The organism is Paraburkholderia domus (assembly GCF_905220705.1).
GTDB classification, from domain to species: Bacteria; Pseudomonadota; Gammaproteobacteria; order Burkholderiales; family Burkholderiaceae; genus Paraburkholderia; species Paraburkholderia domus.
Map to the genome: position 1 here is coordinate 126,988 of NZ_CAJNAT010000020.1, position 15,367 is coordinate 142,354.

Here is a 15,367-nt window from a genome sequence, read left to right on the forward strand (position 1 = left end):
GCGATTGCTGACTATCGACCTGAGCGTGCGCGTTGCCGTTCGTGATGCATCTCTCCATGCATGCTCACAGCAAGGATTTCCCTTGGTCGAGAATCTTGTCGCAGATCTGCTTCGTGGCCTGTTCCTTCAGGCCGCCACCGCTCAGGTCCAACTGACTGCCGTTGCCAGTGCTCAGGATACCCTTGGCGCCGTTGGCATAGCCACTGTCAGACGAGGCGGAACTGGAACCGCCCGGGAGCTTGCTCATCAGCGAGTCCTTGACCGAAGACGCGCTGTTGCCGCTGAGGTAGTTGTTCTTGATGCAGAACTCCAGGACGCCCGCGACGTTGCCGGTGCTGCCAGAGCTTAATGACTGACCTGACAAGGCACTGCCCATGCCACCAAGGCTCCCGAGGCTCCCGAGGCCTCCGGACGATGCAGCACCCCCGGCCTGGTTGAGCAGGTTGCCTAGCTGCGCCTGGGCGGCCGAGACGGGTAGCAATACGGCGAACAGGAGCCCTATCGCGGTGCGATACGTACGTGCGTTCATACTCGAACTCCTTCTGCTGGCTGAAAGTCCTATTTACTATAGTTCCTTTCAGACGGACGGCAGATGGCGTTGTCACGTTTAATATTCGTGGAAGGAGCCGCTTGAGCGCGACGTGCTGCTGATCAGTCCGGCACCGCGCAGTCGGAATCCAACGAACGTTGAGCGAAGTCAGGCTGGGCTTCTCGCTCCACCAGCGCACGTGCGATTCGCCAATACTCGTCTGCGCAGCCTTCGAGGCTTCCGTCCAGTTGCCATAGCTGGAATGCGCGCTCACGGATTCTTTCTGCCAATGTCATCTCGGGCATGCCATCGTCTCCATCTGCAAAGGAATGCCTGGGAAATTCGCGTGAGCCACTCCATCTCGCGACTGGCGACGGGTCCGGAAGCGCGCCTTCAGCGCCTGTGGCGCATCACTTCCCAGCAATCGCGATGGTCCATTTGCCTGAGCTTGCGCCGCCGTGTCATTTCGCGCCAATAGTGAACCGCAACCAGCATCACGACGGCGCTCAGTCCGCACAGACCCACGACGATTCCTGTCCCCGATTCTGCCACGGAACACTCCTTGACTGTGAAACTGATCAAGCGATACGTGTCATTCGTCGTTCAGGATGCGAGCGGCGGCCTTCAGAAACAGCTGTCCGTCGTCGGTAATGAGAGGTCGTTGTTGCCCGGAAGCGAGGTTCTCCAGCGTGATGAGCTGGCGGTCCAGAAGCGCCTCCAGATCAGCACCGTCCAGACTCAACAGATCCGGGGCATCCTTGAGCAGCATGAGGGTCGCGAATTCATGTGGACTGAGCATCACCGTCTCCTGGCTGAGCCTGTTGCTTCGCTGGGAATCTGATCCGTTGGCCTCGCTTCGCGAGCAGGATCAATTCGGGGATGGCTGCTACGGGATGTCACCGTGCGTTCGGGTGGCATGTCGCGCGCCAAGGCACCCATCTTAATGCTGAGGTGTCCAATAGATCAATATGTGGGAAAAAACTTTTTCGATATTTTTACGGTGCCGACGTGAAGCCGTCGCAGTGCAGCATGGCCCGTCGCCCGGCGATTGCGTGCCGCTTCGCGCCAAGTGTTCGTCCGCGCACAGACTTGCTGGGTATCAGACCGATCCTGATGATTGTCCTGGCAGCGCTTCCATGCGGCAGCTTGCATACTGGAGGCGAGGCCCGGTTGCCGGGCGCTATGATCGAAACCTGAAGGAGACAACAGTTGACCACCTTCCTCCTACGTAACGGCGCGCTTCTCGATCCTACCCGTCCTGATCTGCTAGAAGGCTTCGAAGTCCTTATTGAAGACGGCTTCGTCCGCGAAGTCGCCGATAAGCCGATAAAGAGCAGCAACGCGCACGTCATAGACGTCAAAGGCAAAACGATCATGCCAGGTCTGATCGATCTGCATGTGCATGTCGTTGCGATCGAGTTCAACCTGCCGCGCGTCGCGACGCTACCCAACGTTCTGGTTACGCTGCGCGCCGTGCCGATCATGCGCGCGATGCTGCGCCGCGGCTTCACCACCGTGCGTGACGCAGGAGGGGCAGGGCATCCATTCAAGCAGGCGGTGGAGTCGGGGCTCATTGAAGGTCCACGCCTCTTCGTATCCGGCCGCGCGTTAAGCCAGACGGGTGGTCATGCCGATCCGCGCGCCCGTTCCGACTACATGCCACCCGATTCACCGTGCGGATGCTGCGTGCGCGTGGGCGCGTTGGGCCGCGTGGCGGACGGCGTCGATGAAGTGCGCCGGGCCGTGCGCGAGGAACTGCAGATGGGCGCCGACCAGATCAAGATCATGGCTTCGGGCGGCGTTGCTTCACCGACCGATCCGGTCGGCGCATTCGGCTACTCCGAAGATGAGATCCGCGCCATCGTAGCCGAAGCTCAGGGGCGCGGCACGTACGTGCTGGCTCATGCCTATACGCCGGCTGCGATCGCGCGCGCTGTGCGCTGTGGCGTGCGCACGATCGAACACGGCAATCTGATTGACGATGAGACCGCCCGCCTCGTCGCGGAGCACGGCGCGTATGTCGTGCCAACCCTTGTCACTTACGATGCCCTTGCAAGCGAAGGCGAGAAATATGGACTGCCGCCGGAAAGCATCGCCAAGGTCGCGGACGTGCATGGCGCCGGTATGCACTCGATTGAAATCATGAAGCGCGCCGGGGTCAAGATGGGTTTCGGCACAGACTTGCTCGGCGAGGCGCAGCGTTTGCAAAGCGATGAGTTCCGGATCCTGGCCGAAGTCCTCTCGCCGGCCGAGGTGATCGCGAGCGCAACCGTCGTCGGAGCGGAAGTGCTAGGTATGCAGGACAAGCTCGGCAGAATCATGCCGGGCGCACACGCCGATGTGCTGGTGGTCGATGGCAATCCTCTGAAGTCCGTCGATTGCCTGTTAGGTCAGGGCGAGCATATTCCGCTCGTGATGAAGGATGGCCGACTCTTCGTCAACGAGCTCGAAAGTAGCTGACAGGATGACCATGCGTGCGCGACGCCCCTCAATCCCTATCGGAGCCTGTTCATGTCGATGATTTCCGCCCGTATCGAGCGACTGCCGTTTTCAGGTTTTCACCGCCGACTGCTGTTGATGGGCGGTCTCGGCTACACCTTCGATGCGATGGACGCTGCCGTGCTCGCTTTCCTGCTGCCGGTGCTGCGCACGCAATGGGGGCTGACGAGTGTCCAGACGGGCGTGCTCGGAAGCGGCACGTTCATCGGCTATTTCGTCGGTGCGATGCTCGCGGGCATGCTCGGCGATATCATCGGCCGACGCAAGGTCATGATGTACGCGCTGGTGATTTACTGTGTGGCGTCGCTTGCCAGCGCGGTAGCGAATGACTGGGGATTTTTTCTCGCGACGCGCATTGTCGCCGGGTTGGGGACGGGTGCGGAAAGCGCTATCGTCGCGCCGTTTCTCTCGGAGTTCGTGGCGCGGCGGTATCGCGGGAGTTTCACCGGGAGCCTCGCGGGGTTTTTCTCCTTTGGCTTCGTGGCAGCCGCGCTGCTCGGCTATCTGGTGATCCCGCTCGCACCCAATGCATGGCGTGCCGTCATGGTTATCACTGCGTTGCCCATTGTGATGCTGCTCTGGTGGCGCCGCGCGTTGCCCGAGTCGCCGCGCTGGCTCGAGGCGCGCGACCGTCATGCAGAAGCCGATGCAATCGTGACGCGGATGGAGGCGGAGGTGACGAAAGCGGGCATGCAGCTGGAGCCGCTGCCTCCCGTGCGCGAGGGAGGCGTTCCGCTCGCGGCCGGACGTGCCTCGATCGTCGCGAATGTCAAAGCGCTGTGGTCGGCGAAACTCGCGCGCATCACGGCGATGACGTGGCTGATGTGGCTATCCATCACGTTCAGCTACTACGCCTTTTTCACGTGGATTCCCGGCTTGCTGGTGCAGAACGGGATGACGATCACCCGCAGCTTTTCGTATTCGGTCGTGATTTATCTTGGACAGATCCCAGGATACTTTTCAGGCGCATGGCTCAACGAGAAGATCGGCCGGCAGGCGACGATCGCGTCATACATGATATTGGGCGGCGTATCGGCGCTCGGGCTTGCGTTGACGCAGTCGGATACCGGCATCATGGTGTCGGGCATCCTGCTTTCGTTCTTCATGAACGGCACCTATGCCGGCGTTTATGCCTATACCCCGGAGGTTTTTCCCACCGACGTGCGCGCAACGGGCACGGGGCTCGCTTCGTCGATTGGCCGGCTGGGCGCGATTGCTGCTCCTATCCTCGTCGGGTATGTCTATCCGAAACTCGGCTTTGCAGGGGTGTTCGGCGCGACGACGCTTGTGCTGCTGACCGGTGCGATGGCCGTGGTACTCATGGGCGTCCCGACGCGCGGAAGGTCGCTCGAGGACATTGCAGCAGGGCAAATAGAGAATTAAGAAGGGCAGCTTGCGGACCCAACCCGGCTAGCGACGTTGAGGCGCTAGCCGGTGACGCGACAGGCAAGTACGTCTGATAAGTGCTGCACGATAAGCGGGCACAAAAGCAAAGGGCTGCGGCAACATCGACGCAGCCCTTCGAGTCAGGCAAGCTCGCTATCGCTTAGTGCGCGCTGACCTGATATCCATCATTCAACGTCTTAAGGAACGCGATGATGTCGCGAATATCCGCGTCAGTCATCGCAGGCTTGTCGCCGAACTTCCGATCGAATGGCGCATCCTTGTCGTCGATGTTTGCATGGAACTGCACCGGCAGATCGTCGTACTTCTGAATCTTTCCATCAGCGCCGCGCGGATAGAATTTCTGTGGAGCGGTATTGCGTTCGTTGTAGAACGCCATGACGTCTTCAAGCGATGTATAGACGCCGTTGTGGAAAAACACCTTGCGGGTCGAGACGTTCCGCAGCGTCGGCGTCAGGAACATTCCGCAGTATTGCGTCTGGTCCTTCAGGTCCGCGCGGAACGGCCCGCAGATGCCCATATCGAAGAAAGCATGGTCGTGGTTGGCTGCGAGATGGGGGTTCCGGGGTACGCCGAGCGCTTCGTACTGGTAGTCGGTAAACATCGGCGGCAGTCCGTCTGCGCCCGGCTTCGAAAGATGACAACCTGCGCAGTTCGCCTTGTCCGGGTCGTTGAACAGACGCAGTCCGTGCAGCTCCGCCTGGCTGAGGCGAGCCTTGCCTTCGAGCCAATAGTCGTACTTGCTCGTGTACGGATGGAACGACTGCTCCTCCACCTGATAGCGCGCAACGGCGAACATGGCCTCGGACATCGCCAGCGTCGTGTTCTGGAACACATTTGGACCGAATAGCTGGATGAAGTCCTTCTTGTACGGCGTGCGCTCGAGCTTTGCCATGACATCGGCCATGCTCGCATTCGCCATCTCAACCGGATTGAGCATCGGGCCTTCTGCCTGCGCTTGCAGCGTATCCGCGCGGCCGTCCCAGAACATTCCGCCCTGCGGCACCATTGCAGGCGCTGCGGGCGCGACGCCCGCATTCTTCTGCGCCCGCTCCACGCCCGACACCTGACTTGCGACCTGCGCCAGATCAGGCGCGTTGTCCGCGTCGCCGGTATCGGGGCCGATGCTGAAATTCGGCTGGCGGTAGAGGTACATGAGCGATTGCGGAGGGCGGTAGCCTTGTTGGGACAAAGCCGGACCGCCCAGCTGAACGGCCAGATTATTCGGCGGCCCATAGGCATGCTCCGGGCTATGGCACGAAGCACACGACTGCCGGCCCGACGCGGAAAGCGTCGGGTCGAAAAATATCTTCTTCCCAAGTTGCGCCACGGCACTCAATTGAGGCGGTGCAATGGGACGCTGGAGCTCGACGGGATTGGCGTTCGCCCCCGTGAGGTTTTCGACGATCGCGCCCATCGCAGCGGGCACGCGTGATGGATACAGCAGCGCCCAGACGCAAAAGCCGACGGCAAGGACAACCGCTGTAGCGACAACCCGTAGAAGCGCGCGCCGCATGCTGAAGCGGGATTGACTCTGAATAGGATTTGTTTCGGCTGGGCGTGCTGAGGAGGCGGGCATATGAGCAACGACAAGGGATTCTGAAAACGAAAAATGTTGCCAGCTCGAATGGGCTGGCAACACCGAGGTACTACTCCGTTTCGCATCGGCGCCAGGCGCCGATGCGACTGGCGGAATTTAGATGGCAGGTACCGACGGGACCACCGTGCCCAGATTCGGGTCGACGAACACAGTCGGGTTATTGCCGAAGCCGCTGAAGTTGAACAGGCTCGTGATGCTGCCCGCCGTTGCATCGAACGAACCGCCGCCGAGGCGTTGGCTGCCCAGCCAGTTGTCTTCGATGAAACGAACCACGGATGCCTGGCTAATCCGCGTGTGGTCGACGTAATTGACCTTGGCCCACGGCGAAATCACGAGGAACGGAATACGGGTACCCGGGCCGCAACGACCGTTGACCGCCGCACCCTTCACGCCGTTCGGAGCCGTTCCCGAACCGCACTTGCCGGCGCCGTTCAACTGGTCAGCCTGCGCGTCGAATGACGAAGTCGTCGGGTTCGCATAGGCATGGTCGTACCAGCCATCCGAATCGTCCCACGCGACGATAACCGCGGTGCTATTCCAGTCAGGCTGTTGCTGCAGGAAGTTGACGATCTTGGCCGTGAACGCCTGTTCGTCGATCGGATCGGAGTAGCCTGCATGACCGTCCTGGAACGCCGGCGCCTTGATGAAGCTGACGGACGGATAGTTGCCGGCCTTCACCGACGCAATGAAATCGTCAGTGTCGTACTGGTGATTCGCCGGGTCAGCCGTCTTGCCGTCGGATTCAAGCGTGTAACCGATGGCAGCCGTCGAGCTCGGACGCAAATGTTGCGGGTTCGCCGTCGATGCGAAGTACTGGAACCAGTTGTGGTGGGGGATGTAATCGGCCGTTGCCTGACCGACCACCGGCGACGTCGTGCTGCGCTTGCAACCGGTTGTCGCGTTGCTATTGACCGTGGCGAGGTTGAAGCCGCCCATGAAGCCGCCCCACGTGATGCCTTTGGCGTTGAGCAGATCGCCGATGTTCTTGCCGGACATCAGAATCTGGTCAGTCGTGCTGGAGCACAGGTCGTTCGCCGGATCGGCGTCGTTGATCAGCGTGATGCCACCCTGACCATCGTTGATGTAATACGAGTGCGATGCCGTCGACAGGTTGAACGGCTGCTGGCTGGTCTTCACCAGTTGCACGCCGTTATTCTGGCCGGAGACCACTTCCAGAGCACCCGGCGTCGACGGACCATACGTGTCCGTATACGCGTTATCGCTCATCGCAAAATGCTGCGCATAGTTCCACATGGCCGTCACGGTGTTGCCGTCGAAGTAGCCCATGACCTGGCCCTTCGTACCGAACGCGCCAGCGCCGCCGCTCGACGCCGTACCGGTAAACTTCGGGAACAAGTCCGCTGCACCATTGTTATACGCCTGCTGTTCAGCTGTATAAGCGTGGTTCTGGTCGGCCGTCGCGGCCTGCGTGCGGTCCAGTCGGAACGGGTTCGCAGCGCCCGTGCCGTTCAGCGTGTTGATCAAGTTCGGATTGTTGGTCAGCAGCGTGCCGCTCAGACCGTTCACGGTCGGCGTGCCTGACGCAGCCGTGAACGCCGGCTCGCCCGACGGATTAGCCGCATTCGGGTAGGTCGCGAAGTAGTGGTCGAACGAGACGTTCTCGTTATAAATCACGACCACGTGCTTGATGGGCGTTGTCGTCGTCAGTTGATTCTGTACTGTCGCGGGGGAAGAGGGATTCGCGCTATTACCACCGCAGGCATACAGTGCGACTGCCATAGCGATGCCCGATACGCCAAACAGGAAGACTCGAGAAAGCATACGTGTTAACTCCGGATGTCGTTTTTGCTAGTTGTTTTTCGTCCGCTATTCCATTGCGAAATGAGCGGGCGCGTGGGGACCGTTTAAAACCCACGCGCATTTGAACATCCGGCTATTACCGGAAAGTGGCGCTTTGCTTACTCGGTTATTACGCCAATATGGTTATTGGAATATTGATGAAAGAATTGGTCGAGATCTCAACGTTACGGAGGGTAAGGCCGACAAGCACCGCACGCAGAGCGAGGAGAGCATCTAGCGGTATCTGATCGAAGGCGCCCCAAGCTGCACCTTGCCTGACCAGATGCTTGAGTGGGGCGCAAGTTGAACGCGTGCTCGCTATCTGGTTGCGAAAGCACCGTCCGTCATATCCACCGGAACAGACCGCGGGCTCATGGATTTTTGCTCGCCTGCTGGTTCCGGAACGCCGCCTCTCCGGCGTCGGACACTTCGACCCACTTCTTGTCGGGCGCTGCGTCCTCGACGTAGCTGTCGTGCCAGTTCCACCACTTGTACGGCGGGGTCTGAGGGTAGCCCTCGGGCGAATCCTCCCAGATCTCCTGCCGGCCCAGCGGAGTGATGTCGAGGTAGTTCCAGGTGCCCCCCATCTGCTCGTCGCCGCGGTTGTTGATGAAGTAGGTGCGAAACACGCGATCGCCGTCGCGGTAAAACACGTTCGTGCCGTGCCATTCGCCCACACCGAAGTCGGTATCGAAGCTGTCCGTGATGGTGAACCACGGCATCTCCCAGCCCATTCTCGCCTTCAGCCGCGCGATGTCCGCCTGGGGCGCACGCGAGACGAAGACGAGGGTCGTGTCGCGAGCGTTCAGGTGGGCGACGTGTGCGACCTGGTCGGCGACCATGGAGCAGCCCCGGCACGCGTGCTCAGGCCAGCCGAACACGCCCGGCTCGAAGAAAGCGCGGTAAACGATCAACTGACGCCGCCCCTCGAACAAGTCCAGCAGGCTGGCCTTGCCCGCAGGCCCCTCGAACGCATACGCCGTCTCCACGGCCATCCATGGCATTCGCCGGCGCTCAGCGGCGAGGGCGTCACGTGCGCGGGTTTGGGCTTTTTCTTTCACGAGCAGTTGCTCGCGCGCCGCGTCCCACGCTTGCGGCGACACGACCGAAGGTGTGTGCACGGCAGGCTGTCCGTCTTTCTGTCCATTGTCGGCTGAGGTAGTCATGGCTTTCGCAATCTCCTGATTCGGACGAGTTCCCGCGCCTCGTGGCTGAAGCGCGATTCCATTCGCTGCGCATCATCGTTCGTTATTGGCTGGGAGTTAGTCTGGCACTGGAAATCGAACGCTGGGAGTAACAAGTTTGGCGGTATTCCGATGGAGTCGCCGATCCCAACCGGCGCAAGCTGCTGGACTTGCTGTGCGCGCACAACGGCCGTACTCTCAACGACTTGTGCGAGCACCTGGACATGACCCGGCAGGGCGTGACGCAGCACCTGGACCTGCTGGAGGCGGCGAACCTGGTCGCCACGGTGCGGCACGGCCGCGAAAAGCTGCACTTCCTCAATCCAATGCCGCTGCAGGAGATCTACGAGCGCTGGATTGCCAAGTTCGAAAGGCCGCGCCTCAACGCGCTCTCAGACTTGAAACAACGCTTGGAGAAGGGCAATGACTCGATCGACCTTTGTCTACGTGACAGGCGGTATCCGGCGGCTGGCCGAAAGTCATCTCCAACCTCAAGTCCCTGCTAGAGACCGGCTCCGCCGTTCTGCAGGAGCCCTATCCCGTTGAGAGCGCCCACTCGGGAAAGGCGTAACCATGGCAAAAGTCGCTGGTGGAAACCATTCGTCAGTCCCAGTTCAACTATCGAAGGTTCGAGTCATGCGTTCAATTCGGCGACGAGGCGGGAGAGGCGGGCAATGCGGTAGCGGTACATAGGTGCTTGCGGACAATTTTTCAGATTTTCGACGCGATCGCGCCAATATGTTGCCGGAAAAGGTTTCTGCGACCCGCACGCGACTACGCGTTCAAGATGAACGAGTTCGCTTTCGAAAATGTGATGGTGCATTGTTTGAATCCCCCGTCGATGGCCGGTGTGGTCCGCTCGCGACGTCGCTCACAATCTGACACCGCGTAGGCCTGGTAACTGCAGATGCTGCGCTACGCGGTGGATCCGCGTGATCACGCAATGCAAAGAGACTGCTTAACTTGCTATCCAGAAAATCTGTCCGGGTGGCCTGGCGTGCGGGCGCCGTACGCAGATTGTTTGACTGCCTGGCGGCAGGATCGGCAGGTTTGCCGCGGTTGGCGCAGCTAATTAGAAGGACAAGCCGCCGCTGCCTGTCTTCGAGAAGAAGAGCAACGACGGCCGAGTCCCGCAGCGGACCGCCCGGTGCATAGCCAGACGGATTCCACCATTTCGGCGTCACGCATTGCGACGATCTTCTCTGCGGAAGCATTCATTCGTCATGTGTCGACGCGCGACAGCCACAACTACAACAACAGCACAGCCCTCTCTAAATCTATCGCCAGCAATTCAGTATCGTTGGCGTCGATCGGCGCGCCGGATATTGTTCGGATGACTAACCGAAGGATCGTGACGGCTAACGGCGATCCCTCGAACAGCGGTGTCGGCTATCGATAGACAGCCAGGACGCCGGTGCGTCGAACATATTGCAGCGCGCGATCTTTTTTTGGTCTCTCGGCTTCCCCAGCTTTTCGGTCAGGTTCGTTGCATGTTCTGAGCACTGCTACCGCCTGTGCAGTTTGTTTTGCAGGCGGTGGTGGGAATCCACGTTGTGTGAGCAATGATCGTGCCATGCCGTGATGCAGCATAGATGCGGGCACCTCAGAACATTTCAGTCGCGACATTGGACAGCATCGTCCAAGCGTTTCGCTGAAATTGGACGATTTCGTCCAATCGACCTTTCCCGGCGTAATTCATGTGCCGGTTACGACTCCCTTGCCGTCGTTGTTGAAAGAAGCGTCCCGCCGGAGTTCGGCGAGCAAATCCATGGCGCTGGTGAAGCGAGTGGTCGGATCCGCCGTCAGCGAGCGCAAACCGCGCTCAAGTGTGTCGATTGCTTCGGTAGCGCGGCCGGTGGAGCGCAGCAGGTCGGCAAGGTAACGCGCGGCGTCGACGCGCGCAGGCACTGAGCCGAACGCGAGCGCGGTGGACAGCGCGGTACGCAGACCCTGTTCCGCAGCGTTGACATCCCCGAGTGCCCACTGCGCGCGTGCCCGGGTGATCAGTAGTTCGCCCAGGTAGACGCGTTCCTGACGGGCGAGGGTCTCGTCGATCGCGGCGGCGAGCATCACCTCGCAGGTTTTCGCGCGGCCGGCGCGCAGCAGCAACTCGCCGTGTTGCCACGCCTTGAAGGAATAGAACAGCGCACCGCCATTGCAAATGATGTGATTGTCGTAGCCATCGAGCATGACGGTTTCAGCTTCGTCGGAATGACCGGACGAACTGAGGTGGCACGCGTGGAGTATCTGACCGATGCCCCGATAGAACGCGAAGCCGTTCGCGATCGATACCGATACGAGTTCGCTCGCGAGGGGGCCTAGCCGGTCCTCGTCTTCGAACAGGCAGGCGAGCCAGGCGGCGCCCTGCAGGTTGACGGCGTGAGCGAACGCGTGCGCACCTGGCTCGGAGGAGCGCAGGATCAGCATCTCCATGGCGCGCCGCGCCTGCCCGAAGGCGCCGATCTGGTAGGCGGCAAGCCCTTCTAAAGTCAACGCGAGACTGGCGAGATCGATCCCTTGCGAGCCAGTGCGGGTGTCGTTGCGCCCCACGCCAAGCAGGTTGCCGCGCGTGAGACACGCAAGCGCTTCCTCGCTGTCACCGAGCCAGAAGAGGGTATTGGTCATCGCGACGTGGGCCTCGTCGAGTGAAACCCGATCACCGCTGTTCTGCGCGCGCTCCAGCATGTTCTGCGCGGTCGCGCGCGCCTGCTTGAGTTGAAGCGTCGTCAGTTGCGTGGTCCAGATGCCGAACTGGATCGCGGCGATTTCGGCGGGAGCGCAGACGCCTTCGCCGATGGCCAGCGCGGCGGTGTAGCAGGAGGTGGCCTCCGCGTACAGCCAGCCGTGCACGCTACGCAAGCTCATCCCGAGCAGCCGGTAGGCGTCGAACTGGAGACGGCGCGCGGCCTCCTGATCATGGGGCGTCTGCAGCAGGTCGAGGCAGCGGCGTAACGGCGGAATGGCTTCGGCGAACTTCGATTCCTCGATCAGCGCGCTCGCATGTTCGAGACACTTGCGCGCTTCCCGGTGATGTTCCTCGCGCGACTTCAGACGCCGCTCGATTGTCTTGCGGCCCACGCCAAGCAGTGTTGCGGCCGCACTCTTGTTGCGCCCGGTTCGTTCGAGCGCCCGGTCGATCAGGAGATCCTCGGCGGCGGCGAGTTTGTCGCGTCCTTCGAGTTGCAACAACATGTCGGCGAGGTTTGCGCGCGACACGGGTCCGCCGGTCTCGTTGGCGAGAAACGGCTCGAGCGTGTCGACGTCGATGAACGGATTTTCGGCGAGCACGCTCAGCTGGCTGATCAGATTGCGCAATTGCCGGATGTGGCCTGGCCACGCGTGCTGGGATAGCCGGCGGATGGCGGCCGGTGAAAACTCAAGACGACGCGCGTGCTGCGATGCGAAGTGGGTGACGAGTGCCGGAATGTCCTCGACGCGCTGCTCGAGTCCTGGGACCGCAAGCACGAAGACCGCGAGCCGGTAGAAAAGGTCCTCGCGGAATAGTCCTTCACGCGCGAGTTCGCGCAGATCGCGGTGGGTCGCCGTCACAACGCGTCCTGCGAAGTGCAGACTGGTTGACGAACCGACCGGACGGAATGTTCGCGTTTCAAGTACACGCAGCAGTTTCGGTTGCAGCGCGAGCGGCAGTTCGCCGATTTCATCGAGCAGTAGGGTGCCCTTGCCGACCTGCTGGAAAAGTCCCTGGCGGTTTTCTCCCGCGCCGGTGAACGCGCCTTTGACGTGCCCAAACAGTTCGGCTTCGACGAGATTCTCTGGAATCGCGCCGCAGTTGACATCGACGAACGGTTGATCCTGACGCAGGCTGTGCGCGTGCACACGGCGAGCGACCAGTTCCTTGCCCGAACCGGTCGGCCCAAAAATGAGCAACGGATGATCGGTGGGGGCGACCCGATCGATCATCCGGACCAGTTGGCGAAACGCTGGCGCGCCGCCCACGAAGGCGCCGGAACCAGCCTTGTCGTGAGCGAACGGAACGATAGGGGGAGAACTCATTACAAAATACGCTCCACATGAACCGCGCGTGGCACGACGCGGAGATTACCGTCGAAAAGACGGGGCGGACGGTTATGCATCGATCAGGGGTCGGGCGAAGTCTGCAAGAAGAGACAGAGTATGACGGCTTGTCGCTGATCTTGTTCTTTGGAAATTAACTCTCGCGGCCGGGCTTCTGCGGATTTTGTCGTAATGTGCTGCGAGCAATGCATCGCTTTCTGGTTGATTGCCAGCATGGATACATTGCTGGAATGTCACATTGATCTGACGTGGGTCTGGGCGATACGCGGCGGTGGTTGGGGCGGCATCGACTTACCGGGTGTGCCCTCAATGAGAGCCCGTTGAGGCAAGGTCGACCGTATTCGCCGCGTGTTACTTTTTCAACAGGGCCATGTAGTAGTCGGTGACATTGTCTTCAGCCCCCTTTGTGATCCGATTGAATGCTCGTCCCCATGGCCAGAAGCTTGCGCCTGAGGTGGTTCGCATACCAGGGAATCGGTTTCCGCCAAGGGTGACCATGCCCCATTCGCCACCATGATTGCGGCGGTAAACCTCTCCAACGTAACTCCCGTAGGCTTTAGCAAACGACATGACCTGGTCGTCCGTTGGCTTGGGAGTCGTGCCGACGTAGGATGAATTCATTTGCGCCAAGGCCTGTTCGACATTGGCAATACTCGCGTCCGACCAGTCGAGTTTTATTCCAAATTGTTTCATGGAGAAATCGACAGTGTCTAGCGAATAGGCCTCCGCAATCTTCTGGATTTTTGGATCAGGAGAAAAAGACTGGTCAGAAGGGGTTTCTGCGAACGCAGCTCCTCCGTTAAAGCAAGTCATCAAGGCCATCAACGCTACCAGGAAGCGCCTTACGATTGTTTTCAATGGTTTCTTACTCCTCGATGTTTGCGGCTCGTTACAGCGAAAGGATGGGTTGAATTCTTGCCCCGATCGGTCTTATGCGTTGGGGTTGCGTGTCCCTATGTGAACGGCATTTTTTGATAAATCTGAAGAGCCAGAACCCGACATTTCTATAAAGCCTCTACAACCAAAAGTGTTGATAATTTATCTTATGTCAAATATTGTCGCTAACACCAATTCCTCGTTTCTTACAATTTGTAGCGCTCTTTGCGCAATTGTAATGTTTACGCATGAGTTTCTGGCGCTGACCGGCGGTCTTTCAATCGCCGAAGTCGCTAGGAAACTGCGCTGTTGCTCGCGAACGATCCGCAACTACGTCGTCGGCCGCTCACCAATTCGATCCTACAGCCCCGGACGTTCCGCCTGCTGAGCTGCTCGCGTGGGTCGGCGTTCACGCCCCGCATTTTCTTTCGAGCCGACGCAGCTTCGCGCTTTATGTACGCGGCTGGAATGTGGTCGACAAGATCCGACGCGCCAAGCGCGAAGGCACGTTCGCAGCCGTACTCGCGCGCTGGCGCACACTGGCAGTCGAGCTGCCGCGAATGTGGCGCTCCGGCCGGATGTTTGCAGGCATCGGCCCGCCTGCATACGTTCACGAGAAAACACCATCGTGACGGTTGTGGAACGTATGGACGAAAAAATGGGACGTCTAGCGCCCCATCTAATCTGGATGGTTTGGGATCGTTCAGAAATCGAGCTGAGCCGCCGTGATGCCGAGCGCGGTCGCGATCTTTTCGCGCGACGCCTTACGCAGACGATCGCTTCCTTCCTGCTGTGCGTAGGCCGATTGACTGATGCCCATGCGTGCAGCGACTTCGACTTGCGTCAGGCCAAGATGCTCGCGCCAGGCGCGAACCGGCGTTGCACCGTCCACCGTCAGGCTCACGACTTCGTGCGGAATCAGACCGCGCTCAGCATTATGTTCAGCCACATATTCGGCGTACGGGATCACGACATATGCGGGTTTGCCGTCCGGTCCGTTGATGACCTGAATGTTAGTACGTGCGTTCATTGCGTTTCCTCACTTCCTCAATCTCGACGACCTTGATAGCGCCGTCCCAGTTGAACAAGACCCGGTAATTGCCGACCCGAAGCCGGTAGCCGTATTCGTGATCGGTGAGCGCTTTCACACTCTGGCAATCTGGCATCGCAGCCAGGGTGCTCACTCCGTCGCGAATCGCTACCTGATGCTGCCGGTCAAGCTTGCGCAATTGTTTTGCCGCTTTCTGGGTCCAGTTGATTGCGTTCATGCTTCTATTATAAGAATAATATAAGTTTTTCGCCAGCTTAACTTATTTTCCGCAGGCAAGCCCCCTTCTATGAGCAGGAAGTTGTCAAGGCCTTTCGCGAACTCCCCGTTTTGTGGACGCCATGAACTGATGTCCAGGAGTTATCCACGGCCGGTCGGCGGGTCGCCTCTCA

At 59.9% G+C, this 15,367-nt stretch carries 14 protein-coding genes and 2 pseudogenes; 5 read left to right on the forward strand and 11 right to left on the reverse strand.

The window, feature by feature from the left end; translation table 11 throughout:
* Positions 1 to 64: 64 nt before the first annotated feature.
* The 4 genes from KHO31_RS27365 to KHO31_RS27380 form a co-directional block, all read right to left on the reverse strand.
* A complete protein-coding gene (locus KHO31_RS27365) occupies positions 65 to 529 on the reverse strand; it encodes a DUF2501 domain-containing protein (protein ID WP_211624541.1) in 465 nt (154 codons plus the stop codon).
* A 122-nt stretch (positions 530 to 651) separates the two neighbouring features.
* Entirely contained in the window at positions 652 to 834 is a 183-nt protein-coding gene (locus KHO31_RS27370; RefSeq protein ID WP_236061004.1) for a DUF2934 domain-containing protein, read from the reverse strand.
* An 88-nt stretch (positions 835 to 922) separates the two neighbouring features.
* Entirely contained in the window at positions 923 to 1,081 is a 159-nt protein-coding gene (locus tag KHO31_RS27375) for a hypothetical protein (protein ID WP_201072975.1), read from the reverse strand.
* 40 nt (positions 1,082 to 1,121) lie between these two features.
* Positions 1,122 to 1,328 (reverse strand): hypothetical protein, encoded by a 207-nt coding sequence (locus tag KHO31_RS27380; RefSeq protein WP_201072976.1) that lies wholly within the window; start codon positions 1,326 to 1,328, stop codon positions 1,122 to 1,124.
* A gap of 410 nt (positions 1,329 to 1,738) precedes the next feature.
* Here KHO31_RS27380 and KHO31_RS27385 point away from each other — a divergent pair, with 410 nt between their 5' ends.
* Together KHO31_RS27385 and KHO31_RS27390 are read left to right on the forward strand one after the other, a co-directional pair.
* Positions 1,739 to 2,989, forward strand: a complete 1,251-nt coding sequence (locus KHO31_RS27385) for a metal-dependent hydrolase family protein (RefSeq protein ID WP_211624543.1) — start codon at positions 1,739 to 1,741, stop codon at positions 2,987 to 2,989.
* A gap of 51 nt (positions 2,990 to 3,040) precedes the next feature.
* Positions 3,041 to 4,411, forward strand: a complete 1,371-nt coding sequence (locus KHO31_RS27390; protein ID WP_211624545.1) for an MFS transporter — start codon at positions 3,041 to 3,043, stop codon at positions 4,409 to 4,411.
* Positions 4,412 to 4,574: 163 nt separating this feature from the next.
* Here KHO31_RS27390 and KHO31_RS27395 read toward each other — a convergent pair whose 3' ends face one another.
* From KHO31_RS27395 to KHO31_RS27405, 3 genes are all read right to left on the reverse strand, one after another.
* Positions 4,575 to 6,011, reverse strand: a complete 1,437-nt coding sequence (locus KHO31_RS27395) for a cytochrome-c peroxidase (protein ID WP_201122370.1) — start codon at positions 6,009 to 6,011, stop codon at positions 4,575 to 4,577.
* Positions 6,012 to 6,128: 117 nt separating this feature from the next.
* Positions 6,129 to 7,814, reverse strand: a complete 1,686-nt coding sequence (locus KHO31_RS27400) for a phospholipase C (RefSeq protein ID WP_211624547.1) — start codon at positions 7,812 to 7,814, stop codon at positions 6,129 to 6,131.
* Positions 7,815 to 8,203: 389 nt separating this feature from the next.
* Positions 8,204 to 8,998: a DUF899 domain-containing protein gene (locus tag KHO31_RS27405; RefSeq protein WP_201142374.1), complete on the reverse strand. Its 795-nt coding sequence runs from the start codon at positions 8,996 to 8,998 to the stop codon at positions 8,204 to 8,206.
* 155 nt (positions 8,999 to 9,153) lie between these two features.
* Here KHO31_RS27405 and KHO31_RS27410 point away from each other — a divergent pair.
* The 3 genes and pseudogenes from KHO31_RS27410 to KHO31_RS27415 form a co-directional block, all read left to right on the forward strand.
* Positions 9,154 to 9,522 (forward strand): annotated as a pseudogene (locus KHO31_RS27410) (ArsR/SmtB family transcription factor); the annotation flags it as partial.
* Positions 9,468 to 9,587, forward strand: a pseudogene (locus tag KHO31_RS39885) (SRPBCC family protein); the annotation flags it as partial. The pseudogenes KHO31_RS27410 and KHO31_RS39885, both read left to right, overlap by 55 nt.
* A 576-nt stretch (positions 9,588 to 10,163) precedes the next feature.
* Positions 10,164 to 10,415: a hypothetical protein gene (locus KHO31_RS27415; protein ID WP_201072987.1), complete on the forward strand. Its 252-nt coding sequence runs from the start codon at positions 10,164 to 10,166 to the stop codon at positions 10,413 to 10,415.
* A gap of 296 nt (positions 10,416 to 10,711) precedes the next feature.
* Here the strand turns inward: KHO31_RS27415 and KHO31_RS27420 are convergent, their stop codons facing one another.
* The 4 genes from KHO31_RS27420 to KHO31_RS27435 form a co-directional block, all read right to left on the reverse strand.
* Positions 10,712 to 13,030, reverse strand: coding sequence for a sigma-54-dependent transcriptional regulator (locus tag KHO31_RS27420; protein WP_211624549.1), 2,319 nt, complete (start codon positions 13,028 to 13,030; stop codon positions 10,712 to 10,714).
* Between the two features lie 372 nt (positions 13,031 to 13,402).
* The gene (locus KHO31_RS27425; RefSeq protein ID WP_211624551.1) at positions 13,403 to 13,909 is read right to left on the reverse strand and encodes a hypothetical protein; all 507 of its coding nucleotides are present in this window, start codon (positions 13,907 to 13,909) and stop codon (positions 13,403 to 13,405) included.
* 721 nt (positions 13,910 to 14,630) lie between these two features.
* Positions 14,631 to 14,957 carry a helix-turn-helix domain-containing protein gene (locus KHO31_RS27430; protein ID WP_201084468.1) on the reverse strand — a complete coding sequence of 109 codons (327 nt, stop codon included), beginning with the start codon at positions 14,955 to 14,957 and terminating at the stop codon, positions 14,631 to 14,633.
* Complete coding sequence (locus KHO31_RS27435) at positions 14,941 to 15,195, reverse strand: type II toxin-antitoxin system RelE family toxin (protein ID WP_200655540.1); 255 nt, start codon at positions 15,193 to 15,195, stop codon at positions 14,941 to 14,943. Before KHO31_RS27435 ends, KHO31_RS27430 begins: the two co-directional genes overlap by 17 nt.
* Positions 15,196 to 15,367: the final 172 nt, after the last annotated feature.